This is a genomic window from Bradyrhizobium sp. AUGA SZCCT0158, assembly GCF_018130065.1.
Taxonomy (GTDB): Bacteria; Pseudomonadota; Alphaproteobacteria; order Rhizobiales; family Xanthobacteraceae; genus Bradyrhizobium.
On sequence record NZ_JAFCME010000024.1, the window covers coordinates 36,660 to 61,616 of the forward strand.

General features: G+C 62.9%; 26 protein-coding genes and 1 pseudogene. 9 read left to right on the top strand and 18 right to left on the bottom strand.

From position 1 onward, the window contains the following. Positions 1-3 precede the first annotated feature (3 nt). The 3 genes from JQ574_RS27515 to JQ574_RS27525 form a co-directional block, all read right to left on the bottom strand. Positions 4-1,320 carry a TRAP transporter large permease gene (locus JQ574_RS27515; RefSeq protein ID WP_212206146.1) on the bottom strand — a complete coding sequence of 439 codons (1,317 nt, stop codon included), beginning with the start codon at positions 1,318-1,320 and terminating at the stop codon, positions 4-6. Positions 1,321-1,326: 6 nt separating this feature from the next. After that, positions 1,327-1,836, bottom strand: a complete 510-nt coding sequence (locus JQ574_RS27520; protein WP_212206144.1) for a TRAP transporter small permease — start codon at positions 1,834-1,836, stop codon at positions 1,327-1,329. Between the two features lie 192 nt (positions 1,837-2,028). Continuing rightward, positions 2,029-3,045 (bottom strand): TRAP transporter substrate-binding protein, encoded by a 1,017-nt coding sequence (locus JQ574_RS27525; protein WP_212206136.1) that lies wholly within the window; start codon positions 3,043-3,045, stop codon positions 2,029-2,031. A gap of 270 nt (positions 3,046-3,315) precedes the next feature. On the opposite strand from JQ574_RS27525, the gene pobA reads away from it, so the two are divergent. Together pobA and JQ574_RS27535 are read left to right on the top strand one after the other, a co-directional pair. Beyond that, on the top strand, positions 3,316-4,485 hold the full coding sequence (pobA, locus tag JQ574_RS27530) for a 4-hydroxybenzoate 3-monooxygenase (protein WP_212206134.1): 1,170 nt from the start codon (positions 3,316-3,318) through the stop codon (positions 4,483-4,485). Positions 4,486-4,723: 238 nt separating this feature from the next. Next, the gene (locus tag JQ574_RS27535; RefSeq protein WP_212206132.1) at positions 4,724-5,146 is read left to right on the top strand and encodes a PaaI family thioesterase; all 423 of its coding nucleotides are present in this window, start codon (positions 4,724-4,726) and stop codon (positions 5,144-5,146) included. 133 nt (positions 5,147-5,279) lie between these two features. Here JQ574_RS27535 and JQ574_RS27540 read toward each other — a convergent pair whose 3' ends face one another. Continuing rightward, the gene (locus JQ574_RS27540) at positions 5,280-6,173 is read right to left on the bottom strand and encodes a LysR family transcriptional regulator (protein WP_212206130.1); all 894 of its coding nucleotides are present in this window, start codon (positions 6,171-6,173) and stop codon (positions 5,280-5,282) included. A 125-nt stretch (positions 6,174-6,298) separates the two neighbouring features. Between JQ574_RS27540 and JQ574_RS27545 the strand changes: the two genes are divergently transcribed. Continuing rightward, the gene (locus tag JQ574_RS27545) at positions 6,299-6,928 is read left to right on the top strand and encodes a pyridoxamine 5'-phosphate oxidase family protein (RefSeq protein ID WP_212206128.1); all 630 of its coding nucleotides are present in this window, start codon (positions 6,299-6,301) and stop codon (positions 6,926-6,928) included. Between the two features lie 60 nt (positions 6,929-6,988). On the opposite strand, the gene JQ574_RS27550 is transcribed toward JQ574_RS27545, so the two are convergent. The 3 genes from JQ574_RS27550 to JQ574_RS27560 form a co-directional block, all read right to left on the bottom strand. After that, complete coding sequence (locus JQ574_RS27550) at positions 6,989-7,285, bottom strand: hypothetical protein (protein ID WP_212206126.1); 297 nt, start codon at positions 7,283-7,285, stop codon at positions 6,989-6,991. Between the two features lie 150 nt (positions 7,286-7,435). Next, positions 7,436-8,167, bottom strand: coding sequence for a glutathione S-transferase family protein (locus tag JQ574_RS27555; protein WP_212206124.1), 732 nt, complete (start codon positions 8,165-8,167; stop codon positions 7,436-7,438). A 67-nt stretch (positions 8,168-8,234) separates the two neighbouring features. Then, complete coding sequence (locus JQ574_RS27560) at positions 8,235-8,486, bottom strand: hypothetical protein (RefSeq protein WP_212206122.1); 252 nt, start codon at positions 8,484-8,486, stop codon at positions 8,235-8,237. A gap of 129 nt (positions 8,487-8,615) precedes the next feature. On the opposite strand from JQ574_RS27560, the gene JQ574_RS27565 reads away from it, so the two are divergent. Together JQ574_RS27565 and JQ574_RS27570 are read left to right on the top strand one after the other, a co-directional pair. Further along, entirely contained in the window at positions 8,616-9,314 is a 699-nt protein-coding gene (locus tag JQ574_RS27565) for a YafY family protein (RefSeq protein WP_211999372.1), read from the top strand. 149 nt (positions 9,315-9,463) lie between these two features. Then, positions 9,464-9,784 carry a YkgJ family cysteine cluster protein gene (locus JQ574_RS27570; RefSeq protein WP_212206845.1) on the top strand — a complete coding sequence of 107 codons (321 nt, stop codon included), beginning with the start codon at positions 9,464-9,466 and terminating at the stop codon, positions 9,782-9,784. Between the two features lie 130 nt (positions 9,785-9,914). Here JQ574_RS27570 and JQ574_RS27575 read toward each other — a convergent pair whose 3' ends face one another. Continuing rightward, on the bottom strand, positions 9,915-10,316 hold the full coding sequence (locus JQ574_RS27575; RefSeq protein ID WP_212206114.1) for a hypothetical protein: 402 nt from the start codon (positions 10,314-10,316) through the stop codon (positions 9,915-9,917). A 306-nt stretch (positions 10,317-10,622) separates the two neighbouring features. Then, positions 10,623-10,976, bottom strand: coding sequence for a DUF3307 domain-containing protein (locus JQ574_RS27580; RefSeq protein WP_212206112.1), 354 nt, complete (start codon positions 10,974-10,976; stop codon positions 10,623-10,625). A gap of 412 nt (positions 10,977-11,388) precedes the next feature. Between JQ574_RS27580 and JQ574_RS27585 the strand changes: the two genes are divergently transcribed. Further along, positions 11,389-12,792 carry a TAXI family TRAP transporter solute-binding subunit gene (locus tag JQ574_RS27585; RefSeq protein ID WP_212206110.1) on the top strand — a complete coding sequence of 468 codons (1,404 nt, stop codon included), beginning with the start codon at positions 11,389-11,391 and terminating at the stop codon, positions 12,790-12,792. Between the two features lie 275 nt (positions 12,793-13,067). Here the strand turns inward: JQ574_RS27585 and JQ574_RS27590 are convergent, their stop codons facing one another. Together JQ574_RS27590 and JQ574_RS27595 are read right to left on the bottom strand one after the other, a co-directional pair. Then, complete coding sequence (locus tag JQ574_RS27590) at positions 13,068-13,952, bottom strand: DUF6537 domain-containing protein (RefSeq protein ID WP_212206108.1); 885 nt, start codon at positions 13,950-13,952, stop codon at positions 13,068-13,070. Positions 13,953-13,969: 17 nt separating this feature from the next. After that, positions 13,970-14,638: a Crp/Fnr family transcriptional regulator gene (locus JQ574_RS27595; protein WP_212206106.1), complete on the bottom strand. Its 669-nt coding sequence runs from the start codon at positions 14,636-14,638 to the stop codon at positions 13,970-13,972. Positions 14,639-14,875: 237 nt separating this feature from the next. On the opposite strand from JQ574_RS27595, the pseudogene JQ574_RS27600 reads away from it, so the two are divergent. The 3 genes and pseudogenes from JQ574_RS27600 to JQ574_RS27610 all read left to right on the top strand — a co-directional run. Further along, positions 14,876-15,016 (top strand): annotated as a pseudogene (locus JQ574_RS27600) (cyclic nucleotide-binding protein); the annotation flags it as partial. Positions 15,017-15,033: 17 nt separating this feature from the next. After that, positions 15,034-15,819, top strand: coding sequence for an enoyl-CoA hydratase/isomerase family protein (locus JQ574_RS27605; RefSeq protein WP_212206104.1), 786 nt, complete (start codon positions 15,034-15,036; stop codon positions 15,817-15,819). Positions 15,820-16,159: 340 nt separating this feature from the next. Further along, the gene (locus JQ574_RS27610; RefSeq protein WP_192737077.1) at positions 16,160-16,405 is read left to right on the top strand and encodes a hypothetical protein; all 246 of its coding nucleotides are present in this window, start codon (positions 16,160-16,162) and stop codon (positions 16,403-16,405) included. 110 nt (positions 16,406-16,515) lie between these two features. Here JQ574_RS27610 and JQ574_RS27615 read toward each other — a convergent pair whose 3' ends face one another. From JQ574_RS27615 to JQ574_RS27645, 7 genes are all read right to left on the bottom strand, one after another. Next, positions 16,516-17,229, bottom strand: coding sequence for a nitroreductase (locus JQ574_RS27615; RefSeq protein ID WP_212206102.1), 714 nt, complete (start codon positions 17,227-17,229; stop codon positions 16,516-16,518). 2 nt (positions 17,230-17,231) lie between these two features. After that, a complete protein-coding gene (locus tag JQ574_RS27620) occupies positions 17,232-18,476 on the bottom strand; it encodes an acyl-CoA dehydrogenase (protein ID WP_212206100.1) in 1,245 nt (414 codons plus the stop codon). Between the two features lie 118 nt (positions 18,477-18,594). After that, positions 18,595-19,842: an acyl-CoA dehydrogenase gene (locus JQ574_RS27625; protein ID WP_212206098.1), complete on the bottom strand. Its 1,248-nt coding sequence runs from the start codon at positions 19,840-19,842 to the stop codon at positions 18,595-18,597. A gap of 161 nt (positions 19,843-20,003) precedes the next feature. Then, a complete protein-coding gene (locus JQ574_RS27630) occupies positions 20,004-21,131 on the bottom strand; it encodes an acyl-CoA dehydrogenase family protein (RefSeq protein WP_212206096.1) in 1,128 nt (375 codons plus the stop codon). Between the two features lie 111 nt (positions 21,132-21,242). Further along, on the bottom strand, positions 21,243-23,114 hold the full coding sequence (locus JQ574_RS27635; protein ID WP_212206094.1) for an AMP-binding protein: 1,872 nt from the start codon (positions 23,112-23,114) through the stop codon (positions 21,243-21,245). A gap of 40 nt (positions 23,115-23,154) precedes the next feature. Further along, entirely contained in the window at positions 23,155-23,961 is an 807-nt protein-coding gene (locus JQ574_RS27640; protein WP_212206092.1) for an enoyl-CoA hydratase/isomerase family protein, read from the bottom strand. 195 nt (positions 23,962-24,156) lie between these two features. Further along, positions 24,157-24,915 carry an SDR family NAD(P)-dependent oxidoreductase gene (locus JQ574_RS27645; RefSeq protein ID WP_212206090.1) on the bottom strand — a complete coding sequence of 253 codons (759 nt, stop codon included), beginning with the start codon at positions 24,913-24,915 and terminating at the stop codon, positions 24,157-24,159. Positions 24,916-24,957 lie beyond the last annotated feature (42 nt).

The following is a 24,957-nucleotide window of genomic DNA, read 5'->3' on the forward strand; positions in this document are numbered from 1 at the left end:
GAATTACCCCATCATGCGTTGCGGGAGCCAGAGCGCCAGGATCGGGAATGCGATCAGGATCACGAGGCGGATCAGGTCGGTCACGACGAACGGGATCACGCCGCGGAAGATCGTGGTGAACGACACGTCCTTGACCACGCTCTTGATGACAAAGACGTTCATCCCGACCGGCGGATGGATCAGGCCCAACTCCACCGTCATCACGATGATGACGCCGAACCAGATCGGATCAAAACCGAGATGCATGATGACGGGGAAGATGATCGGCACCGTCAGGATGATCATCGCCATCGCGTCCATCAGGCAGCCCAGCACCAGATACATCACCATGATCAGCGCGAGGATGCCGTAGGGGCCGAGCCCGAGGCCGGTGAGCAGTTCGGTGACCTTTTGCGGGGTCTGCGTCACCGTGAGGAAATAGCCGAAGATCAAGGCGCCGATCAGCACGGTGAAGACCGCGGCCGCGGTGCGGGTCGCCTGCAGCAGCGAGTTCAGGATTTTTTCCTTGTTCAGCCGCCCGGTGAGCACGCCGATCAGGAACGCGCCGGTGGCGCCGACGCCGCCGGCTTCCGTCGGCGTGAAGCGCGGCAGGAACGGCAGGCCGTACAGCCCGCCGATCACGAAGACGAACAACAAGACCGGCGCCCAGATGTCTTTCAGGCCGGCAAAGCGTTCGCGCCAGCTGGTTTGCGGTCCCTTCGGCAGGAAGTCGGGCCGGAACCAGCCGATCAGCGAGATCGTGATCATGTACATGGCCATCGCGAGCAGGCCGGGAATGATGCCGGCCATGAACAGCTTGCCGATGTCCTGCTCGGTGATGATGCCGTAGACCGCCAGCACCGTCGACGGCGGCAGCATCGCGCCCAGCGTGCCGCCGGCCGCGATCACGCCGGTGGCGAAGGATTGCGGATAGCCGAAGCGCCGCATTTCCGGATAGGCGACGGCGGAAAACGTCGCGGCCGTCGCCACCGACGAGCCGCAGATCGCGGCAAAGCCGCCGCAGGCCGCGACCGTGGCAATGCCGAGGCCGCCGCGCAGATGGCCGACGAAGCCGTTGGCGGCGCGAAACAGTTCGCGACTCATCCCGGAGTTGCTGACGAAGGCGCCCATCAGCAGGAACATCGGAATGACGCCGAACGTATAGTCGGTCACCGTGCGCATCGAGGTCTGGCCGACCATCTTGAGCGCCGGGGTAAAGCCGACCAGATAACCAAAGCCGGTGACGCCGACGAGGCCCATCGCCATGCCCACCGGCACGCGCAGCAGCATCAGCGCGAACAGCGCGACAAATCCGAGAATGGCAACGGCGTCGGTGCTCATGATGCCCTACTCCACCGTGGTTTCTTTGGCATCATGGATGTCTTCCGGATGGAAGATCAGGCGGTAGGTGCGGATCGCGATCAGCAGCACCGCGGAGGCGTCGCCGGCCCACGCGATCGCGAAGAACGGCCAGGTCGGCATCCGCATGTCGAAGGTCAGGACGTTGTCGTTGTAGGTGCCCTGCACCTTGTCGAACAGCGTCCAGGTCTGCACCGCCACGACGAACAGCAGGACCAGGGTCGCGAACACGTCGATCCAGCGCTGGTATCTCGGACCGACATTGGCCCAGACCAGATCGACGGTGATGTGCCCGCCGCGATAGCTGGTCGCCGCGATGCCCCAGAAGATCAGGATGCCGAGCATCATGCGGCCGATGTCGAAGGAATCCGGGATCGAGTAGTTGAAGATGTTACGCAGCAGCACGGCGAGGAAAATGTTGGCGGCGACGATGCCGACAAACGCCGCCGCGATCCATTCGATCGTATCGATGAAACGATCCATCGAAGCGCGATTCATGTGGGGAGGTCCTAAGACTTAAGCGAGTTGATCAAGGTGGCGCCTGGAACTCAGTTCACCTCTCCCGCTTGCGGGGGAGGTCGGCGCGAAGCGCCGGGTGGGGGCTCTCTCCACACGAAGATTCTTATTGCGGAGACACCCCCACCCCGACCCTCCCCCGCAAGAGCGGGAGAGGGGGCGCAGCGGAGCGCGTTACTGCGCCAAAGCGTTGTGCTTGGTCAGTTCGGCGCGAAGCGCGGTCATCGCCGCATCCGGGTCGCCGCCGGCTTTCTTGACATTGTCCGCCCAGGTCTTGACCAGCGGCTCGGAGGCCTTCTTCCACAGCGCGGTCTGTTCCGGCGACAGTTTGTAGACTTCGTGGTCGGGCAGCGCCTTGATCTTGGCGACACCGGAGTTCTCGTAGATGCCCCAGGGTTCGCCGACGCGGCCGGCGGCCTCGGTGTTGCAGTTGTTGTCGATCGCCTTCTTCTGGCGGTCGGACATCTGGTTGTATTTGTCCTTGTTCATCACGAAGGCAAAGGTCGTGACATAGAGAGGCGCCTCGATGTGATACTTCGTCACCTTGTCGATGCCGAACAGCAGCACCGATCCCCACGGGAAGGTGACGGCGTCGGCGACGCCGCGCTCGATGATGTCGCGGACCTCGGGCGCCGAGGACTGCACGTTGGTGCCGCCGAGCAGGGTGACGTAATTCGCCATGGTGGCGTGGGCGGGACGGATCTTCATGCCCTTGATGTCGTCGGGCACCACGATCTTCTTGGTGCGCGAATGGAACGTCGAGGGCGAGTGAATGAAGCCGAGGCAGAACTTGACGTCCCTCATCTCCTTCTCGGCATATTTGCGGTACCAGGCGTCGAGCGCCATCGAGCCGCCCTTGGCGTCCGACATCAGGAACGGCAATTCGCCGGCGCCGATGATCGGGAAACGGCCGGGCTGATAACCCGGGTTGATATAGGTGACGTCGGCAATGCCGTCGCGCGCCATGTCATAATGGTCAAACGCCTTGCCGAGCTGCTGGGCCGGGAACACCTTGTATTTGATGGTGCCGCCGGATTCCTTTTCGACTGCGGAGCCCCAGTCTTCCAGCGCCTTCTGCAGCGGGTGCGACGCCGGCACCCAATGCGACAATTTCAATTCGAAGTTTTTTTCCTGCGCCATCGCAGGTGTCACACTGGCGGCGAGCAGCAGCGCCAAAAACGCTTTTCTCATCGGCATTCTCTCCCTTTGCGCATGAAGGCGGGCTTGGCGCCCGGTCTTGTTAGTTAACATGTTATATAGTTGGCGCGGCTTTTCAAGCCGGACGTTTGGTGCGACGCTTCCAGGCGTCCGTCGACAGGACGGCCTTGCGGTGCAGCGCAACAAACGACAATGTTTCGCGCCAACGCTGTTTGCGAAAATTGTTATATGATATAATTATCATTGCAACACCTCGCGCAAGCGTCGGCGTGCCAATCTGTATCAGACCATGGGAGCAAACAATTGCGGACTAAAGTCGCAATCATAGGTGCCGGGCCGGCTGGATTGTTGCTTGGGCAACTACTTCACCGCTACGGCATCGATAACGTCATTCTCGAGCGCCAGACCCCGGAATATGTGCTCGGCCGCATCCGCGCCGGCCTCCTGGAAGAGGGCACCGTGGCGCTGCTCGACGAGGTCGGCGCCGGCGCGCGCGCCCATCGCGAGGGCCTGGTGCACCATGGCGTGGAACTGGCGTTCGGCGGCGCGCGGCACCGCATCGACATGCACGCGGCGACCGGCAAGACGGTCATGATCTACGGCCAGACCGAGGTGACGCTCGACCTGATGAACGCGCGCAAGGCCGCCGGCCTCACCACGGTCTATCAGGCCAGTGAGGTCAAACCGCATGATTTCGACACCGATCATCCGCGCGTCACCTACACCAAGGACGGCGTCACTCACGAGATCGCCTGCGACTTCATCGCCGGCTGCGACGGGTTTCACGGCGTCAGTCGCGCCAGCGTGAAACCTTCGGCGATCCAGACCTTTGAGCGGATCTATCCGTTCGGCTGGCTTGGGATTCTTTCGGAAACCCCGCCGGTCAGCCCTGAGCTGATCTATTCCAACCATGCGCGCGGCTTTGCGCTGTGCACCATGCGCTCGACCCACCGCAGCCGCTATTACGTGCAATGCCCGCTGGACGACCATATCGATCAATGGCCGGACGAGCGGTTCTGGGACGAACTGAAACGACGGCTCGACCAGAAGGCGGTCGATGAACTCGTCACCGGGCCGTCGATCGAAAAGAGCATCGCGCCACTGCGCAGCTTTGTCGCCGAGCCGATGCGGTTCGGAAAAATGTTCCTGGCCGGCGATGCCTCCCACATCGTGCCGCCGACCGGCGCCAAGGGACTGAACCTGGCCGCCAGCGACGTGCATTACCTCTCGAGCGCGCTGCGCGAATATTACGACGAGAAATCCAGTGCCGGGATCGACAATTATTCGGGACGCGCGCTGACGCGGGTCTGGAAGGCGGTGCGCTTCTCGTGGTGGATGACCTCGATGCTGCACAAATTCCCCGACCAGGGCGAGTTCGGCGCGCGGATTCAGCTGGCCGAGCTGGAATACCTGGTCAGTTCGAAAGCCGCGTCGACGTCGCTGTCGGAGAATTACGTGGGGTTGCCGTTGTAGCTCACTACCTTCATTGCCTGCGACAAACGCGAAGCGTTTGCGCAAGGGAGCGAAGCGACGAAGCAATCCATCTCTCCCCGGGGGCGCCATGGATTGCTTCGCTTCGCTCGCAATGACAGGGAGGGATCGTCCTGCATTTCAAACACCCGTGCGAATCCCGTTTAAAACTTTGTAGGCGGTGACTTTGCAGGCGCGTTGCGTTCAATGACGAGAGACATCGTCAGCATGCGAGCCACACATGACAGTCATCCCCGATGGTTTTGAGCTCCACACCCGCAAGAGCCCGCTCACCGAGCCGTGGGAGCCGCTCTATGCCAAGCGGACCGACAAGGCCGTGATCATCGGGCTGCGACTTGCAAGACCGCACACCAACGGCCGCGGGCTGATCCATGGCGGGCTGATCGCGGCCCTCTCCGACAATGCAATGGGCTACAGCTGCGCGCAGGCGACGAACTGGACGACGTCGTTCGTGACGATCGGGCTCGCGGTCGACTTCATCGGCACCGCGGAGGTCGGGCAATGGCTCGCGATCGAGACCGAGGTGATCAAGACCGGCCGCACGATCTGCTTTGCGCAAAGCCTGATCAAGGCCGACGACGTCGTGATCGCGCGCGCCAATGCGACGTTCCGCGTGGTGCCGAAGAAGGAAGCAGCGGCCTGACTTCACCATCTCGTGTCCCGGGCGCGGTGCGGCGTTCTTCACGCCGCTCCGCAGAACCGGGACCCACGCGGAAGATGGGCCCCGGCTCTGCAGCGCACCGCAAGCGCGCTGCGCTGCGTCCGGGGCACGATAGTTATCCGAAATGCCAGTCGGCTATTTCGGTCACCAGATCGATGAATGTCCGCACCTTGGCCGACAGCAGCCGCGAGGTCGGATAGACGATGTGGATCGGCAGCGCCGGCTGCTCGAATTCCGCCAGCACGATACGGAGCCTTCCTGCTTTCAGTGAATCGGCGGCCTGATAGGCCAGCACCCGGGTCAGGCCGCCGCCCGCTTCCGCATACTGGATCGCGGCGTCGGCGCTGTTGGAGGTAAACCGCGGCGTGCTCGAGACGCGAATTTCGCGCTCCTCGGCGGCGAAGCGCCAGTCCGGCGCAGCGGTCATGGCGCCGAAATGGATGGTATCGTGCGTAGCGATCGCCTCCGGCGTCTTGGGCTCGCCGCGCCGCTTGAGATAATCCTTGGAGGCCACCACGATCCGCCGCATCTCGCCGACATGGCGCGCGACCAATGTCGAGTCCGGCAAATGGCCGATCCGCACCGCGAGATCGACGCCCTCCTCCACCAGATTGATCATGCGGTCCGACAGCCGAAGCTCCGCCGAGACGTCGGGATAGCGTTTCAGATAGGCCGTCATCACAGGGCTGACGTGAAGCCGGCCAAAACCGTTCGGGGCGGATACCGACAGCCGGCCGCCCGGCCTGGTGCGCTCGCCCTCGGCGGCGCTTTCGGCCTCCTCGACGTCGCTGAGGATCTGGCGGGCGCGCTCCAGGTAACGGGCGCCGATATCGGTGAGCGTCAGGGATCGCGTGGTCCGCTGCAGCAGCCGGGCACCGAGACGGTGCTCCAGCGCCGCGATCAACCGCGTCACGCCTGACGGCGACAGCCCGAGCTTGCGCGCGGCGGGGGCAAAGCCCTGCAGATCGGCGACGGTGACAAAGGCCTGCATGGCATCGATACGGTCCATGCCATTATTTCATATATTGCAATAGTGTCGTGTCAATCGGAATGATTGTTTTAATTCCAGGTGAGAGCATCTTATGACCCAGCAGAGGCGCACCGGCGCCACCGAACTTGGCAGGAGCAACCCCAATGTCAGACGTTCACACCTATTCCAGCGACGTCGCCTTCACCCCGGCGGTGAAGGCGGTGCAGGCCCGTAAGGGATCGCGCGACGCCTATGCCCGCGTCGAAGAAAACGGCGGCTGGCGCACCGAGATCGACGAGAACCTCGCGGGCTTCCTCGGCGAAACGAACAGTTTCTATTTCGCCACCGCCTCGGCCGCCGGCCACCCCTACATCCAGCATCGCGGCGGCCCGAAGGGCTTTGTCAAAATCATCGACAAGAACACGATCGCGTTCGCCGACTACAGCGGCAACCGGCAATACATTACGCAAGGCAATCTCTCGGAGAACCCGCAAGCGTATATCTTCGTGATGGACTATGCGCACCGCAGGCGCGTCAAGATCTGGGGCGAGGCGCGCGTGGTCGATGACGACCCCGCGCTGACGCAGGCGTTGATGCCGAAGGGATACAAGGCGCGGCCGGAACAGGTCATCCTGTTCCGGATCTCGGCATGGGACACCAATTGCCCGCAGCACATTCCGCAAAAATTCGACGCCGGCGACGTCGCGACCGCCCTGGCCTCTCGCGACGCCCGGATCGCGGAGCTCGAGGCGGAACTGGCCGCATTGAAGGGCCAGCCTGCATCGGCGAATTAGTCAGTTCAATGAAAACTCGCCCGCTTCGTCTGCGGGCGAGTTCTCTTACGCGTCAGCCGATCAATAATAGCTGCGGCAAACGTTGATCACGCCGTAGGAGGTCACCCGCCAGCAGCCGTAGCCATGGGCGTGGTGGTAGTGGCCGTGATGGTGGTGGCCGTGGTGGTGATGGCCATGATGATGATGGCCATGATGGTGATGCCCGTGGTGGTGATGGCCGTGGTGATGATGGCCGTGGCCATGGCCGCCGTGCCCGTGGCCACCGTGGCGCCCGCCGGCGAAAGCCGCGCTGGACAGCGAGGCAGTGCTCAGAGCGAGAACTGCAATCGCCGACACAATGAGTTTCTTGATCGTCATGGTCATTCTCCGATTTGTGCAGCGCGAGTATCGCCTGCTGTGATCGGGAACGTAGGCCTGCTCAATGTCATGCGATGTGACGGAGATCACTCAGATCGCTGGGCGTGCCGGTCCCTGCCCGGCGCGCCGGAGATGCGTGAACGGACCCGACTACGCAGCCTCCTGCTGCAGCGGCGCCCAGCCGAATTCCGGATAATATTGCAGCATCATCCGGTCGACATAGGCGGTCAGGTTGCCGAACTTCTCGGTCTGCTGGCGCAGCGGAGATTCGAAGTACGGCGTCAGGATGCCGGCAATCGCACCGAAAGCGGTGGCATCGGTGCCACAAGGCGTGTCGCCAAACAGATAGGGCTTGTCGCCGAGCTGAACCGACAGCGCAAACAGCGAACGGACCGCAAGGTCGACATCCTCTTCCGGGGCGTGGCGGCCGAGACCGCTCAGCAAGTAGTTCTCCGCCACCCGGAACTGCGCATCCTCGCGCAGCTTCTCGCGCATGTGCTCCGGCGCGCCGTCGAAGAAGTGCGCCGGTCCCTTGGCGAAATTCTCGGTATCGACCCAGCGGGCGCCGACCAGTGCCCAATAGACGTGATGTTCGATCATCCGCTCGAACGCCCAGGCCTGCGCCCGCGCCTGCAAGCTCAGCGGCGCGTCGAAATCGAAGCCGTATTTGCCCTCGATATGGGCGCGGATGAAGGTGGAATCGGCGATGCTCTCGGCCTCGTCGACGATGTATGGCAGCTGCCCCTTGGGCGAGGCCGGCGGCATCGCCTTCTCCTTGTGATAGGCAAGTCCAGCCATCTTCAGCTGGACCTCGGTCTTGGTCACAAAGGGGCTGATTTCCGGCAAGCCAAAGCCTGTGCCGAAACCATAGAGCGTGATCATCCGAAAAACTCCTGATCTCCGTAAGAACGTGGGGAAAGCCTAGCGACGCCCTGCTGCCACCGTGGTGTCAGCAGCAGCAGTGCCGGCCATGACCTTCCTCTTCCTGCGACGCACGGCGTCGCCCGCGGGCCCAGGCAAGGAACTGCCCTTGCGCAAGGGCGCACATTGCGGTCAATGAGCGCCATGCCAGCTCGACCATCGCCCAGCGCAAATCTGACGTGACGCTGTGGATGGAAACCAGCTGTTCCAGGGCGAAGACCTGGCTATTCGCAAGACGCCGGCGGCTTTCCAGGGGACCGAATTGGCTGAAAATCGTCATGGACAAATTCCCTTCAGTTGAGGTGTTGTCCCGATATACAGACCCCCTGCTGCCAACATGCTGTCAGCATCGGCCAGGCGGACCTATGAAAAGTGGACTTGCGAAAAGCGACCAGAAAAGAGACTCGCCATGAGACGCGCCGACCGGCTGTTCCAGATCATTCAGGTGCTCCGGCGCACGCGAAAGCCGCTGACGGCGGACGCGATCGCGGCCGAACTCGAGACCTCGAAACGCACCATCTATCGCGACATCGCAACCCTGATCGAACAGCGCGTACCGATCCGCGGCGAGGCCGGCATGGGCTACATCCTGGAGAAGGGGTTCGACCTGCCGCCGTTGATGCTGACGCCCGACGAGATCGAAGCCGCGGTGCTCGGCGCGCAATGGGTCGTAGGTCACGCCGATCCCGTGCTGGCGCGCGCCGCGCAGGACCTGATGGCGAAGATCGCCGACACGGTCCCGGAACGGTTGCGGCCTTTCGTTCTCGAACCTGCAAGCCGGGCGCGGTCGGTCTGGAACCGGGAACCGGACCGTATCGACATGGTGCGGACACGCGCCCAGATTCACGAGGGCAAGAAGATCACCCTGGACTATCGCGACGAACATGGCCGCGAGAGCAAGCGCACGATCTGGCCGATCGCCATCGGCTATCACGAGGCGGTGCGGATCATGGCGGCGTGGTGCGAGCTGCGGAAGGATTTTCGCAGCTTTCGCACCGACCGGGTCGTCGACGCGGTGTATCACGACGAGAAATATCCGGAGCGGCGCGATTTGCTGCGGGCGAAATGGCGGCGCAGCCTGGTCTGGGAAGCCCCGAAGGATACATAGTGTCGTTCCGGGGCGACACGTAGTGTCGAACCCGGAACCTCGAGATTCCCCGATGTGCAATGGCACATCTGAGGTTCACGCGAAGACGCGTGCCCGGAATGACGGAGCGTGTCACTGGCCGGACGCTTCATTCCGCGCTAAACGGCAGCATGGATGAAGCCGGATCAACATCTGCCAGCGAAAGCCCCTGCCAGGCCTGCGGCGCTTGCTGCAGCTATTCCCGGAACTGGCCGCGCTTCACGACCGAGGATGATGCCGACCTCGACCTGATCCCGGAGAAATTCGTCAACGATCGGCTGTCGGGAATGCGCTGCGACGGCGACCGCTGTTCGGCGTTGTCAGGCAAGGTCGGCGAGGCGACGGCGTGCACCATCTATGCGGTGCGGCCGGAGGTATGCCGGACCTGCATGCCCGGCGACCCCGAATGCGCGATGGCGCGGAAGCGGCATGGGCTGGCGGTGTTGGTGTAGCCTCACCGCTGTCGTCCCGGCGAAGGCCTAGCCACGATGCTTGTTGTTGAAAAGTCCCTACCCGCTTGCCGCATCACAACGGCCGCGGCGTATGGCTCCCGGCCTTCGCCGGGACGACGTGCGGAAAAACTTAAGCCGGCACCGCTTCGGCGAGGTCTTCGTCGTCGAGATCTTCAATCGGAGCGAAGGTGGAGAGCGGCTTGGTCGAGAGCGTGATCGGCTTGCGGTTGCCGTAGGACGACGAGGGCGTGGAGCGCGCGGCCGGTTCGCGGGACAGCGCGTAGAGAGTCGAGCCGACGCGCCCGCCCAGCGAGATCAGCTCGCGCTCGGTGCAGCTGGCGGCAATGGCGAGGGCCAGCGAGTGCAGGTGGCTGCGGCGGTAGCAGAACAGCGCCAGCATGGCGCGCGTCTCGGAGGAGACACTCTCCACCAGAAGCGGCAGCCCGTTGGCGTTGGCGCGGTACATCTCGCCGAGCAACTCGTCCCTAACGGGGCAGAAATCGTTCTCGAAGGCGTCGCGGCTTGAAAACATTGCGGTTCTCCCTATGCGGAAGATGCAGTGCAATACTCTAACGAAAGGTTAACCACCCGTACCAGTAGTGTTCCGGTGCTCTTGCCAGTTTCGACCAAATCGGACCGGCGCGGCCGGTGATTCGCCTGGCGCGAATGGCGCCTAAATCCCTGCCGCCACGGGCTGGACGGCGGTCACGTGCAGACCCGGCAGGCTATGCGTGAGGGAGGCTGGTGCCTATCCGGAATACTCCGGTCCGATTCTTGTTTTGACGCGTTTTCTTTACGCGAACCGGTATCCACTTCGCTGGAAAACGCTCTGACCGGATCAGTTCGCGGCCATGTAGATCGCCAGGCCGAAGCCGGTCAGATGGTGCAGCGCCTGATCGACGCCGATCAGCGTCCAGAACCAGGGATGCTCGTTCTCCAGCGTCACCCCGAAGGACGATGCGCAGATCCCCTTGATGCGGTCGATCGTGAGGTGAATGGCGAAATCGATGAAGGCGACGAACCAGAACCGTGGCGCGACCACCATGATCAGCAGCAACGATGTCACGAGATGCACCGAGCAGTGCGCCAGCAACGGCATCGCCCAGCCGGTCTTCTGGTCCTTGCCGATCGCCATCCAGGACGTCTGAAAAATGAAGTCGGCAATGATGTGCTTCACCGTAAGAAGCAACATCCATCCTATCAGCGCACCAACCGGGACCGACGACGACATGGAAGGAAACAACAAAGCTGACGCCCTTTGCTGGGACTAACGAGGTGGCAATAAAACCGGGGGTCTAGGCTGTCAGCGAATTTTCTTCTCGAACCCGGACGTGAACGTTGCCGTTATTTATGGCACCTCCCGGACCGGAATGCACCTGTGAGTGGCTGGAAAAAAGCGTGGTGTGGCCCAACGGCGATACTGCGGCATCGGCGCGCAGCTCTGCGCGGGTAAGGTTACCCGCGGGGGGCGATTTGCAATCCGGCGGGGGCAGGATATCATTGCCGTGCAGGAAATTGTCGTTCGTTTCTAGGTATTTACGAATTCATTTGGATGGCCTCCGACGCCGATCTGGCGGCGGGATGTCCTCCGACCGGGTATAGCCATGAGTGCTGAGGCCCCAACACCAAAACCCGGTATGCCACGGCGCCTCCGTATGCCGGTCGTCAAGAGCAACCGCTCCCAGATCGTGCTGTTTTCGATCCTGACCCTGATTCTCACCGCCGCAACGATGTGGGGCGGCCGGGCTTTGCTGCGAAATTCGGAGACGCTGGTCTTTGCCGTCGGCGAAGCCAATGGGCCCGAAGCGCGCTTTGCCGCCCGGCTTGCCGCCGTCCTGAAGAACAATTCGTCGCGGCTGCACCTCAAGATCGTGCCCAACGCCGACAACGCCAAGGCGGTCGCCCAGTTCGACCGCAAGGAAGCCAACCTGGCGATTTTGCGCACCGACGCGAAAATCCCGTCCCGGGCGCGCGCGGTTGCGATCCTTGAACACGACCTGCTGCTGCTGATCAGTCCCGCCGGCAAAAAGATCAAGACCGTCACCGAACTGAAGAAAAAGAGGATCGCCGTCGTCGCCGACCGCGAGAGTAGCGTCACGCTGATCCGGAACATGCTCGAGCTTTCCGAGCAGCCGGAAGCAGCGGCGCGAATCCAGATGGCACCGCCGGGGTCGACCTTCGACAGGCTGTTCGCGTCGGGCTTCGGCGCCGTGGTCGCGGTCGTCCATGCCTCGAAGGTCGTAAAGGACAGGAGTTACGAGCAACATGCCAGGCGCGGCGGCTTCACGCTGAACGCGATCGACGCCGCGAAGGCGATCACCCGGAAACATCCTGCCCTTTCGGAGGAAACGGTCACGACCGGCATGCTGTCGGCGTCGCCGACGCTGCCCGAGGAAGATATCGAGACCATCGGGCTGCAATGGCTGCTGGTCGCGCAGTCAAATCTGTCGACGACAACCGTCAGCGACCTCGCGCGCATCATCTACGAGAACAAGGCCGAACTCGCGCTCGACGGCGGCTTCGCCTCCAGGATCGAACCGGCCGCGACCGACAAGGATGCCTTCATCGTCGCGCATCCCGGCGCTACCGAATACATCAACGACGAGATCAAGTCGTTCGTGGAGCGCTACAGTGACCTGATGTATGTTGCCATCGCGGCGCTCGGCATCATCGGCTCGCTGTTCGCCACCATCTACACCAAGGTCACACGCGTCGCGCCCGAAAAGGCCAGCCAGCTGGCCACCGCCATCCTCGATATCGGGCAGCGGATGGCGGATGCCAAATCCCTCGACCAACTCGACGAGTTGCAGGACCAACTTGAAGCCATTCTTCGGCGTGTGGTGATAGGGCTGCGCGACGGCACCATCTCCAGCGACGGGCTGGACACGTTCAAGCTCGGCTATGAATTCGTGCGCGATGAAATCGGCATGCGCCGCGATCATCTGAAGCGGCACCCGCCGCCCCAGGACGACAAGGTGGTAGCCGTGAAGACCGCGCAAAGCGCGTGACTTTAGCCGTACAGAGATTAGATCGAAGTGCATCCACGACGGAGCTGCGCTCCCTCTCCCGCTCTTGCGGGGGAGGCGTAGGCGGCCTACGGCCGCCGTCCTTGAGCTTAAGAACGCCGATGCGTAGCATCGGCTATGGGTGGGGGTGCCGCCACGAGTCAGACTGTTCGTGTGGAGAGAGTTTCCCCCACCCGGATCGCATCTGCCGATGCGATCCGACCTAAGAGCGAGCTTCGCTCGTCTCGACCCCGCAAGAGCGGGAGAGGTGAAGCGAGTCACCCCGCAGCGGCGTTCGAGCCGCTGGCCGGGACCCGCGCCCTGATTTCCTCGATCTTGCGCTTGAGCGCGGCCTGCCGCGGATCGGGCAGCGCCGCCGCGCGCGCTTCCGCTACCGCTCCGGCCAGATCCGATAGCGCCAGCACGCCGTCGAAGGTCGGCTTGGCCAGGCCGTCGATGATCGCGTTCCAGTCCGCCATGCCCTGACGGTAGACGTCGCCATAGCCCTCGATCATGGTCGCGGTCTGCACGATTTCGGAAGCCGCGGCCGGCTGTTTGTCCAGGCTGCGGCTAATCATGTGAAGCCAGCGTTCGACCCACAGCCGCTCCTTGGCGTAACGCACCGAATAGCGCCGCCACCGCTTCAGCCCGGCTTCAATCTTGAGGCGGCGAACGCCGAGACGGCTTGCCGCGCTGAAACGCATGGAAATCCGCTTGTGCGCCCACCCCGCCCAGTTAAGCACATCGATCAGATATTCCGCGATAATGGCGGGGAGCGCGCTGACCAGTTCGTCGACCCGGAACTTCCTGATATCGACGACCGGATTGTAGTTCCCGCCGGACCCCTCGTTGAATTCGGCAAGCTTGAGCTGCGCGATCCGGATCGGATCCTGATAGCTCATGCGCACCGCCATCAGCCGCGCGATCTCGACCAGCATCGCATCATCGACCCCGTTGCGGCCGACGAACCGCCGCAACCGGTCGACGTAAAGCTGCGCGTAGCTGGTGCTTTGATATTCGATCAGGAGGTGGATGGCATCGCTTGCAACTGCGGTGACAGCCTCCGGCAGACCTTCGGGAAGAAACGGCGGGGTGTCGTCCTCTTCACCGATGAAATCGGCGAACAGATAACGGAGCGACGACAGGAAACCGCGGTCTGACACTCCCTTGGCTCCGGCCTCTATGCGGGTTTCGGCCCGGCGGCAGATGCCGCCGTTTGCTGGGCGAGCTGGTGCTGCAGCGTCTCGAGGTTCTGAAACAACCGGGCGCTGGCGAGGCGAAGGAAGTAAAAGCCGAACGCCGGGTTTTGAACGTAGAGTTCCTCGACCTTGCTGTAGCTGACGCTCAGCACGAGGCCGGCCTCGACGCATTCCAGCGACTGGGTGCGCGTGTTCGACGGCGACAGCATGCCAAGCTCACCGACGATGGCGCCGACCGGCAAGACGATGCCGGACTCGACCAGCTTGAACTTGCCGCTGACGATGTAGAGCATGTCTTCGGCCTTCTCGTCCTTGTAGAACAGCATCTCCCCGGCCGCGCAATCGCGTTCGGTCATGAACGGCTTCAGCCAATCCATCGACAGGTCGCTGTTGACCGATTTTTTCACGTCGCGCACGAGCTGCAGCATCTGGTGCAGCCGCCAGGAATTGACCAGCAGCATCGCCGCCTGCACCACCATGACCAGATAATTACGGGACGGAATGGCGGTCAGGAACAGGGCGATGTTGGCGAGAATGCCGAACACCCGCAAAGGAATCATGGTCCGCATCGTGGTGGTGGCGATCACGAAGATCGACGCGAAGAGCATGCCGGCGGTGCCGGCGTGTTGTGCCAAATGAGACGGATCCATTGGAGGCCAACCAATTTTTCAGGGAGTGAATTTTTTCGCGATTTTATTGCAGTGCCGCTATCGTAAAGGCCGCAGGCTATTTTCGATATGCGGGGAAAAAACGACGATTTGTCGGGATTCGACAAAATTCACCCCCCGCCCGGGCTTGCCGCGCAGCCGCGCCGGCGGGCATTTCGACGCGATATCGCGGTTTGCCGGCCGTCGTTGACGGCCTTCCCTGCGGCGGGCACTTTCGGCAGCACCACGCGGCCGTCGAAGCTGTTGGTGCTTGACCTCGTCGATTTTCGCCTGCTGATGGCACGGCATCCTGACCTCGCCCGGGTCATCGACGCCGAGGCCAAACGGCGCGCGCAAGAAAACAAACAAGAGCACAAGTAACAAGAATGGAGAACGAGATGCCCAATTCAGCCGCGGCGGCGAGCTCGCCGGTCCTCGACATCAGCGGCGCGCGCGCCACCATCCGCCTCAACCGGCCGAAACATTTGAACCGGCTGCAGAGCGAGGATCTCGGCGAACTCGTGAAACTGTTCGACCGGATCGAGGCCGATCCTGGCATCCGGGTGCTGGTGCTGACCGGCACCGGCCGCGCCTTCTCGGCCGGCTACGATCTCAATTCGGTCGCCGACCGCGCCGTCAGCGCCCAGGAAGAGCAGAGCGCGGGCTCCGCGTTCGAGGTGGTGGTCAACCGCCTGGAAGATCTCGGGGTGCCGACGATCTGCCGGCTCAATGGCGGCGTCTATGGCGGCTCGACCGATCTGGCACTGGCCTGCGATTTCCGCATCGGCGTCGATACGGCTGAAATGTTCATGCCGGCGGCGCGGCTCGGCCTGCATTACTACAAGAGCGGCATCGAGCGTTACGTGACGCGCCTTGGCGTCGACAATGCCAAGAAATTGTTTCTGACGGCGGAGAAGATCTCGGCGCCCGAGATGCTGCGGATCGGCTATCTCACCGCGATGGTGCCGATGGAGATGCTTGACGAGGAAGTAGGCAAGCTTGCGAACATCCTCGCCGGCAACGCACCTGTCGCGATGCGCGGCATGAAACGTGCCATTAACGAATTCGCCCGTGGCAAGCTCGACGAGGCCGCCGCGAACCAGCGCCACCGCGAGAGCATGCGCGGCAACGAGATCAAGGAAGGCATCAAGGCGTTCGCGGAAAAGAGGGCGCCGAAGTTTTGAATCCTTCCCTTCTCCCCTTGTGGGAGAAGGTGGCATAGGCGGCCTTCGGCCGCCGTTCTTAGAACGCCGATGCTCTGCATCGGCTATGGCGCCGGATGAGGGGTCTCTATCCGCATCTCGAAATCTTACCGTGAGAAAGAACCCCTCACCCGTCTTCGCTGCGCGAAGCCACCCTCTCCCACAAGGGGAGAGGGGAAGAAAACGTGTCGAACCCTCCGCCGCCACGAAACACTCCTGAAACACGATTCTCCAGAACCGGCGTGAACGAATATTCACGTCGCGCCGACGAAGGTGCAGGGACGAAACAACGGCCCCCGCGCCATACAAACTGGAGAATACGATGCTTCGCAAGGTCACCCTCGGACTGATCGCCGCCACCGCCCTCACCTTCGCCGCTGCTGCGCCCGCCGCCGCCGGCCCCTTCCATCATCACCACCACCACGGCTATTGGGGCCATGGTTTTGGCCTTGGCTTCGGCGGCGTCTACCTCAACACCGGCTACGGCTACAACGACTGCATCCAGCAGCGCTGGGTCGAAACCCGTCGCGGCCTGCGCCTGCGCACCGTCAATGTCTGCGCCTACTGATCTCGTCTGAGTTCAGATAGCGAAAAGCCCCGGCCGCCATTGGCGATCGGGGCTTTTCCTGTGCGCGCTATCTCCGCGCAAACGCTCACGCGTTTGTCGCGATAGGTGTTCTATTCGTCGAAGAACGTCACGGTATCGGCCACGCTTGCGCGCGAGGTCCGGTAGCTGTTGACCTTGTGCGCATTGTCGGCAAAGCCGAACGAAATGCCGCAGACCACGCGCCGGTCATCGGCGAGATTGAAGTGACGGCGGATCAGCCCGGAATGCCGCGCTAATGCTGCCTGCGGAATGGTGCCGAGACCGAGCGCCTGCGCCGCCAGCATGAAATTGCCGACATAGGCGCCGCAATCGACCGCGCCGTAAACTCCGAGCGGCTCGTCGGTGTGAATAACAGCGACATGCGGCGCGCCGAAGAAATTGTAATTCTCCAGCGCCTGTTTGGCATAGGCCATCTTATCGCCTCTGGTGATCCCGAGCGTGTTGTAGAGCTGGAAGCCGCTCTCGCGCCGGCGCTCGAGATAGACGCCGAGATATTCACGCGGCGGCGTGAAATCATGGTCGTCCTTGGCGCCCGACGAAGCCTCGCCATAGATCGCCTTGCGAAACCGCTCCTTGGCTTCGCCGCTCGCGATCAGCACCTGCCATGGCTGGCTGTTGCACCATGACGCGGTGCGTTGCGCCACGGTGAGAATATGCTCGATGGTCTCGCGCGGCACCTCGCGCGGCAGGAAGGCGCGCACCGAATAGCGCTCGCCGAGCAACTCTTCGAGCACGCCGATGCGATCTTCGCTGGCGTAGCGCGCCTTCGGCGCTTTTGCATCCATGGTCATCGCCCTTTGGTCGGGATCTTGTTGAACGGCACGTCCTTGTCGACACGGATATCGCCGGGCAGGCCGAGCACGCGCTCGGCGATGATGTTGCGCAGGATTTCGTCGGTACCGCCGGCGATACGCATCGACGGCGAAGAGAGCAGCATCTGCTGGAACTGGCCGCTTGCGGCTTCCTCGTCGGCGCCGGTCAACGCACCGGCCGCGCCCTCCAGGTCCATCGCGTAGGTCGCGATGTCCTGCAGCATCGTGCCCGACACCAGCTTGCCGATCGAGTTCTCCGGTCCGGGACGTTCGCCCTTCGACAGCGACGAGATCGCGCGGTAGCTGGTGTATTTCAGCCCGCTGGCCTTTACCGCCCAACTCGCAAGCTTGGAGCGTGTGGCGGGATCATCGATCGCAAGCCCGTCTTCGGTCATCAGATTGGAGCAGAACTCGAACATTTCGGGGAAGCCGGTCGCCAGCCGCGAGCCGATCGACATGCGCTCGTTCATCAGCGTGGTCAGCGAGACGTTCCAGCCGTCACCGACCGCGCCGAGACGCTGGCTGTCCGGGATCACCACATCGGTGAAATACACCTCGTTGAACTCCTGCATGCCGTTTGCCTGCTTAATGGGGCGCACCTCGACGCCCTTGCTCTTCATGTCGAGGAAGAACATCGTCAGGCCCTTGTGCTTGGGCACGTTGGGATCGGTGCGGGTGATCAACAGACCGTAGTCGGAATAATGCGCGCCCGAGGTCCAGATCTTCTGGCCGTTGATGATCCAGTCGTCGCCCTTCTTCTCGGCACGGGTGCGCAGGCCCGCGACGTCGGAACCACCGGCCGGCTCCGAAAACAGCTGGCACCAGATATGTTCGCCGGACGCAAGCTTCGGCAGATAATGGCGCTTGTGCTCCTCGCTGCCGAACGCCATCACGGTCGGACCGCACATGCCCTCACCGATCTGGAACGGCTGCGTCAGCTTGCCGTAGACGCCCTCTTCCTGCTGCCAGATCACTTTCTCGATCGGCGTGGCGCCGCGGCCGCCATATTCCTTCGGCCAATGCAGGCAGGCCCAGCCGCCTTCGGCCTTCTTCTTCTGCCAGGCCTTGCCGACATCGACGATCTCTTCCTTCTCCAGCCGGATGCGGCCGAGCGAGGATTTGGAAAGCTCCGCCTCGTATTTCTTCGGCGCGTTGGCCTCCATCCATTTGCGGGCGGTGGCGCGAAATTCGGCTTCCTGCGGGGTATCGTCGAAGTTCATTGGCGGACCTCTTTTTCTTCGTAGGGTGGGTTAGCCGAAGGCGTAACCCACCAGCTCTATCAAGCTTCGTTGCTGGCAATGGTGGGTTACGCTTCGCTAACCCACCCTACTATTCTTGTTACGCTCTTCCCTTGGTCGGAATCTTGTTGAACGGCACGTCCTTGTCGACCCTGATGTCGCCGGGCAGCCCAAGCACGCGTTCGGCAATGATGTTGCGCATGATCTCGTCGGTGCCGCCCTCGACGCGGGTGCCCGGCGCACGCAGCAGCATGGCCTGGAATTTTCCGGCGACCTCCGCGTCCTCCGGCCCGCTCAGCACGCCGGCGGCGCCCTGCAGATCGAGCGCATACATCGCGACCTCCTGCACCATCGAACCGGCGACCAGCTTGCCGATGGAGTTTTCAGGTCCCGGGCGATCGCCCTTCGACAGCGCCGAGATCGCGCGCATGCTGGTGTACTTCAGCCCGCTCGCCTTCACCGCATAGTTCGCAAGCCTCGAGCGAACATTGCGATCCTCGATCGCGGGACCATCGTCGAGCATCAGGCTGTTGCAGAAATCGAACAGCTCCGGAAAGCCGGTGGAAACGCCGGCGCCGATCGACATGCGCTCGTTCATCAGCGTGGTCAGCGAGACGTTCCAGCCGTCATTGACGGCGCCGAGTCTTTGCGAATCCGGGATCTTCACGTCGGTGAAGTAGACCTCGTTGAAATCGGATTGCCCGCTGGCCTGCTTGATCGGTCGCACCTCGACGCCCGGGCTCTTCATGTCCAGGAAGAACATGGTGAGGCCCTTGTGTTTGGCGACGTTGGGATCGGTGCGCGTCAGCAGGATGCCATAGTCAGAATAATGCGCGCCTGATGTCCAGATCTTCTGGCCGTTGATGATCCAGTCGTCGCCCTTCTTTTCGGCTCGGGTGCGGAGGCCCGCGACGTCGGAACCGCCGGCGGGCTCGGAGAACAGCTGACACCAGACCTTCTCGCCCGAGGCCAGCGGCGGCAGGTACTTCCGCTTCTCCTCTTCGCCCGCGAACGCCATCATGGTCGGGCCGCACATGCCGTGGCCGATGATGAACATGCCCGAGAGTTTGCCGAACGGGCCTTCCTCCTGCTGCCAGATCACGCGTTCGATCGGCGACGAGCCGCGGCCGCCATATTCCTTTGGCCAGTGCAGGCAGGCCCAGCCGGCGTCGGCTTTCCTCTTCTGCCAGGCCTTTGCGACCTCGAGGATGTTGGCGCCCTTGAGCACGGTGCGGCCGAGCGAGGATTTGCGCAGCTCTTCCTCGTACTGCTTCGGCGCATTGGCCCCGATCCAGGCCTTCGCCTCGGCGCGGAACGCGGCCTCCTGCGGGGTGTCATCGAAGTTCATCCCATTATCCTTCAAATCCATCGTCGTCCCGGCGAAGGCCGGGACCCATAGCCACCGATGCCTAATGTTCTGCTGGCGTCTGGCGGCATTGCCTCATCGAACGTTCCCGGCGTATGGGTCCCGGCCCCCGTGCGCAATTGCGCACTAGGCCGGGACGACATTTAAGCCGCGTTCTTCTTGCGCATGCGGTCGATCAGCTGGTCTTCCCAATAGGACAGACTGCCGAGCGTCACTGCGGTCGCGTTGGCGCGGCGGTAGTACATGTGGCAGTCGAACTCCCAGGTGAAACCCATGCCGCCATGGACCTGGATGTTGTTCTTGGAGCAGTGCTGGAACGCCTGCGTCGCGCTGATGCGGGCAGCGGCGGCCGCTTCCGGCAATTCCGAGGCGTTGGTCGAGAGCGCCCAGGCGCCGTAATAACAATTCGAACGCGCCAGCGTCGCCGAGACATACATGTCGGCGAGGATGTGCTTGACCGCCTGGAACGAGCCGATCGGCCGGCCGAAGGCGATACGATCGAGCGCGTAGTCGCGGCCCATTTCCAGCGCGCGGTCGGAACCGCCGACCTGCTCGAACGCCATCAGGACCGCGGCGCGGTCGAGCACCTGCGTGAGAATGCCCCAGCCTTCACCGGCGGCGCCGAGCGGCTCGGCCTTGCAGTTCTTGAAGGTCAGTTCGGCCTGGCCGTGGGTCGGATCGATATTGGTCAGCGATCTGACCTCGACGCCGCCGGCCTTGAGGTCGACCAGGAACAGCGAGATATCGGCATCGCGGCCGGTCGATCCCGTGCGCGCGGCAACCACGGCGAAATCGGCGATGGCGCCATCCGGCACCGGCTTCTTGACGCCATTCAGCGTACCTCCGGCGGCCGACAACTTGATCGCTTGCGGCGACGGGTTGCCCTTGCCTTCGAACAGCGCCAGCGTGCCGATCGCGTCACCGGAGGCGATCTTCGGCAGCCATTTCTGCTTCTGCGCGTCGCTGCCCGCGAGCAGCAACGCTTCGGCGGCGAGGTACACCGTCGAGGAGAACGGCACCGGTGCCAGCGCACGGCCCATTTCCTCGGCGATCACGCAGAGTTCGAGATGACCGGCGCCGGCGCCGCCGAACTCTTCGGGGATCGCGACACCGAGAAAGCCCATCTCGGCGAGGCCCTTCCACAAGGCCTTGTCGTAGGTCGCCTTGCCGTCCAGCACCTCACGCACCGCTTTCGGCGGGCACTTCTCGGCGAGGAATTTTCTCGCCGCGTCGCGCATCTGCTTTTGTTCGTCGGAGAAATCGAAATTCATGGCGTGTTACCCGGGTTGATGATGGCTCTGTAGGATGGGTGGAGCGAAGCGATACCCATCAATGGTCTTGGTTCGGATGATGGGTTTCGCTGCGCTCTACCCATCCTACGATCAGTTCAAAATGATCACGTCGTCTCCCGGCTTGTCGGCATAAAGCCTCTCCACCAGCGCGGCGCGGCGCTCTAAGCCGGCGCGCTGGTTGATGTAGCCCTTGTCGGTGAGTTCGTTGCCGTCGATGGAGGGCGGCTCCGCCATCAGCATGGCGCGGGCGATCCGCATGCTGCTGCCGGTGCAGGACGCGTTGTGCGCTTCCAGCCCGTGCTTGACGCAAGCGATCACCTCGGGATGCCCAACCACATCTTCAAACGTCGCGTCGGGATTGCCGACGAGTTGCCGGCAGGCGTGCAAATTGGGCCAGGCCAGCAGCCCGATGAATTCGCGGTCCTGTCCCGCGACCAGCGCGTCATGCACCGCAGGGGTCGCGGCGGCGATGGCGTCGGTCCGTAGCGAGCCGACGTGAACAAAAGTGCCGGTGGTGAGCTTGAAGTCCTCGACCACGCGGCCGGCGAAGATGATGCCCTGCAGCGGATCGTTGTCATCGACGAACACACCAGCATCGCCGATGCAGTAAAAGCCTTCCTCGTCGAACATCTTCTTCGTCAGATCGGGCTGGCCGAAATAGCCGGGGGTGACGTTGATGCCGCGCAGCCGCAACTCATATTTCGAGCCGCATGGCACCATTTTCAGCTCGACGCCGGGGAACGGCAGCCCGATCAAGCCGACGCGCTCGGTGTCCCAATAGGTGCCGGTGGAGGTCGGCGCGGTCTCGGTCGAGCCCCAGCCGGTATAGAACACGATGCGCTCGCCTGATGTCTTCACCGCCAGCGCCTGCATGCGGTCATAGAGATCGTCGGGCAGCCGCGCGCCGCCATAGGCCATGACGGTCAGATTCTTGAAGAAGCTGCGGCACAGCGCGTCATCCTTTTCCATCGCCGCCGCCAGCGCCGCATACCCCGCAGGCACGTTGGCGTAATAGGTCGGCGACACCTCGTGCAGATTGCGAAGCGTCTCCTCGAACTGGCCCGGCATCGGCCTTCCGTCGTCGATATAGAGCGTGCCGCCATCGACCAGGATCGGATGGAATGCGGCGTTGCCGCCCATGGTGTGATTCCACGGCATCCAGTCCAGCATGGTCGCGATCGGCCCGTTCGGATCGCGCGGCCGCACCTGCATCATCATCGCCGCATTGGCGCACATCATCTCCTGGGTGTTGATGACGGCCTTGGGCATGCCGGTCGAGCCCGAGGTGAACAGCAGTTTTCCAATCGTATTCGGCGTGATTTGTGCGATCGACTCTTCCACTGCCTTCGTCACCGGCGTCGCCGCAAGATCGGCATAGGAGACGCTCTTGATGCCCTCGCAGGGACGCAGCACATGCACGACGGTGACGCCGGTGAGGTCGATAGCTCTAAGCGCCTTCTCGAAGGTCGGACCGTCCTGCACCATCACGACCGCAGGCTTGATCAGGTTGAAGAGATATTTGAGCTTGAGGTGATCCTGGCTCATCAGCGAATAGGCGGGCGAAACCGGCGCCGCCGGCAGGCGCGCCTGCATCGCGGCCTGCGTCATCAGCGCGTGCTCGATCGAATTACCTGACAGAATGGTGACGGGGCGGCCATCTGCAACGCCGAGGTTGAGCAGGCCCTGCGTCAGCCCATCGACGGTGCGCTTGGCTTCGCCGTAGGAAACTTTCCGCCATTGCCGTTCCGCGCCGCCGCGTTGCGCCAGCCAGATGCGATCGGGCGCTTGCTTTGCCCATTTCGCCAGCGAGGCCGGAATGTGCTTCTGGTAAGACTGCAGCGGAATGCGCGACTTCAGAACGATGACGCCATCCGGACGGCGCTCGACGTCGATGTCGCGCGGCAGCCATTCGATCTTGCGAAAGCCGGGTTTTGTGAGCACCGCGGCGGCATTCCCACTCATTATTGCGTCTCCCGGAATTCTATCCTTTGCGGATCTTATTCTAGCGTTTGATATAGACAGGCTTTCGCTTTTCAAGGAAGGCCCTGATGCCTTCGCTGAATTCTTCCGAGCGGCTGCACAGCACCTGATTGCGGTCTTCCATCGCGATCACGGCTTCGATCGAGCCGGCATCGACGCTCATGTTGAGGCATTCCTTGGAGAGCCGGAGGCCCACCGGCGACGCCGTCATCATCGCCTCGACATAGGGTTCCGCTGCCGCGTCGAGCGCGCCTTCCTCGACCACCGCTGAGACAAGGCCAACGGCGAGCGCACGTTCGGCGCCAATGAAGCGTCCGGTCAGGATCAGTTCCGAGGCCACGGAGACGCCAACCAGCCGCGGCAGGAAGTAACTCGTGCCGATATCGCAGCCGCCGAGGCCGAGCTTGATGAAGGCGCAGTTCATCCGCGCCGATCTGGTGGCGATGCGAATATCCGCCGCCAGCGCCAGCGCGAAACCGCCGCCGGCCGCGGCGCCCTGCACCAGCGCGATGATCGGCTGCGGGCAACGCCGCATCAGCATCACGATGTCGGCGATCCGGCGCTGCGAATCCAGCGACTCGGTGACGCCGGGAGGCTCCTGCTGCCCGGCGCGGCGTTTCATCGCGTGTTTGAGATCGAGCCCGGCGCAGAAATTCTCGCCGGCACCCTTCAGCACGACCACGCGCGTGGTGCGGTTGCGCTGCAGGCCTTCGAAATAGGCGTTCAGCGCATCGATCATGTCGGGGTTGAGCGCGTTGAGGCTATCTGGGCGATTGAGCGTCACCCGGTCGACCCCGTCGTGGTGTTCGATCAGCAGCGGTTGAGTCACGTTGTACTCCTGCATCCGCGAGCGCGGCGCCAGTTGCTGCGCCCTCTCCCCTTGTGGGAGAGGGCATCACCGTTGCTAGCCTCGTGCTCAGTAGGGTGAAGGGTTGGCTCCGCAAATAGAACTTTCTCTGCGGAGAGAACCCCTCATCCGGCGCTTCGCGCCACCTTCTCCCACAAGGGGAGAAGGGAAGAGGAACTACCGCGGCGCCATGCGGATGGCGCCGTCGAGGCGGATGGTTTCGCCGTTGAGCATCGGGTTCTCGACGATGTGGACCGCGAGGTTGCCGTACTCGGAAGCATCGCCAAGACGTGCCGGATGCGGCACCTGCGCGCCGAGGCTCTTTCGCGCTTCCTCGTTCAATCCCATCAGCAGTGGCGTCAGGAACAGGCCCGGTGCGATCGTGTTGACGCGGATTTTCAGGCTGGCGAGATCGCGCGCGGCCGGCAGCGTGAGGCCGACGACGCCGCCCTTCGAAGCCGAATAGGCGATCTGGCCAATCTGGCCTTCATAGGCCGCGACGCTGGCGGTGTTGATGGCAACGCCGCGCTCTTCACCGATCGGGGGCGCGGTGGCGAGCCGTTCGGCGAACAGGCGCAGCACGTTGAAGGTGCCGATCAGGTTGACGTTGATGATGCGGACGAATTTGGCCAGCGGATAGACGCCGTCCTTGCCGACGGTACGCTGCGAGCCGCCGATGCCGGCGCAGTTCATCAGCACGCGCGCGATGCCGTGCGCGGCTTCGGCCTTGGCGATCGCAGCCTTGATCGCTTCCTCGTCGGTGACGTCGGCATGCAGGGCGACGCCCTTCACTTCGGCGGCGACGGCTTCGGCGTTTTCCTTGTTCTGGTCGATCACGCCGATTTTCGCGCCCTTGGCGGCCATGGCGCGGGCGGTAGCGGCACCGAGTCCGGAGCCACCGCCGGTGATGAGAACGGCAACGTCTTGTAACTGCATGGTAACAACCTTTCCTTCCTTGTGCGTTTCTTCTCTAGATGG

Coding starts and splice junctions, on each gene's coding strand:
- JQ574_RS27540 (WP_212206130.1), bottom strand. CDS start 6,173: ATGGACCGTATCGATGCCATGCAGGCCTTTGTCACCGTCGCCGATCTG.
- JQ574_RS27515 (WP_212206146.1), bottom strand. CDS start 1,320: ATGAGCACCGACGCCGTTGCCATTCTCGGATTTGTCGCGCTGTTCGCG.
- JQ574_RS27645 (WP_212206090.1), bottom strand. CDS start 24,915: ATGCAGTTACAAGACGTTGCCGTTCTCATCACCGGCGGTGGCTCCGGA.
- JQ574_RS27555 (WP_212206124.1), bottom strand. CDS start 8,167: ATGATCACGCTCTATGGTTTCGGCACAGGCTTTGGCTTGCCGGAAATC.
- JQ574_RS27595 (WP_212206106.1), bottom strand. CDS start 14,638: ATGGATCCGTCTCATTTGGCACAACACGCCGGCACCGCCGGCATGCTC.
- JQ574_RS27610 (WP_192737077.1), top strand. CDS start 16,160: ATGCTTCGCAAGGTCACCCTCGGACTGATCGCCGCCACCGCCCTCACC.
- JQ574_RS27620 (WP_212206100.1), bottom strand. CDS start 18,476: ATGAACTTCGACGATACCCCGCAGGAAGCCGAATTTCGCGCCACCGCC.
- JQ574_RS27575 (WP_212206114.1), bottom strand. CDS start 10,316: ATGTTTTCAAGCCGCGACGCCTTCGAGAACGATTTCTGCCCCGTTAGG.
- JQ574_RS27560 (WP_212206122.1), bottom strand. CDS start 8,486: ATGACGATTTTCAGCCAATTCGGTCCCCTGGAAAGCCGCCGGCGTCTT.
- JQ574_RS27625 (WP_212206098.1), bottom strand. CDS start 19,842: ATGAACTTCGATGACACCCCGCAGGAGGCCGCGTTCCGCGCCGAGGCG.
- JQ574_RS27550 (WP_212206126.1), bottom strand. CDS start 7,285: ATGACGATCAAGAAACTCATTGTGTCGGCGATTGCAGTTCTCGCTCTG.
- JQ574_RS27585 (WP_212206110.1), top strand. CDS start 11,389: ATGAGTGCTGAGGCCCCAACACCAAAACCCGGTATGCCACGGCGCCTC.
- JQ574_RS27605 (WP_212206104.1), top strand. CDS start 15,034: ATGCCCAATTCAGCCGCGGCGGCGAGCTCGCCGGTCCTCGACATCAGC.
- JQ574_RS27535 (WP_212206132.1), top strand. CDS start 4,724: ATGACAGTCATCCCCGATGGTTTTGAGCTCCACACCCGCAAGAGCCCG.
- JQ574_RS27565 (WP_211999372.1), top strand. CDS start 8,616: ATGAGACGCGCCGACCGGCTGTTCCAGATCATTCAGGTGCTCCGGCGC.
- JQ574_RS27545 (WP_212206128.1), top strand. CDS start 6,299: ATGTCAGACGTTCACACCTATTCCAGCGACGTCGCCTTCACCCCGGCG.
- JQ574_RS27630 (WP_212206096.1), bottom strand. CDS start 21,131: ATGAATTTCGATTTCTCCGACGAACAAAAGCAGATGCGCGACGCGGCG.
- JQ574_RS27615 (WP_212206102.1), bottom strand. CDS start 17,229: ATGGATGCAAAAGCGCCGAAGGCGCGCTACGCCAGCGAAGATCGCATC.
- JQ574_RS27570 (WP_212206845.1), top strand. CDS start 9,464: ATGGATGAAGCCGGATCAACATCTGCCAGCGAAAGCCCCTGCCAGGCC.
- JQ574_RS27520 (WP_212206144.1), bottom strand. CDS start 1,836: ATGAATCGCGCTTCGATGGATCGTTTCATCGATACGATCGAATGGATC.
- JQ574_RS27580 (WP_212206112.1), bottom strand. CDS start 10,976: ATGTTGCTTCTTACGGTGAAGCACATCATTGCCGACTTCATTTTTCAG.
- JQ574_RS27635 (WP_212206094.1), bottom strand. CDS start 23,114: ATGAGTGGGAATGCCGCCGCGGTGCTCACAAAACCCGGCTTTCGCAAG.
- JQ574_RS27525 (WP_212206136.1), bottom strand. CDS start 3,045: ATGAGAAAAGCGTTTTTGGCGCTGCTGCTCGCCGCCAGTGTGACACCT.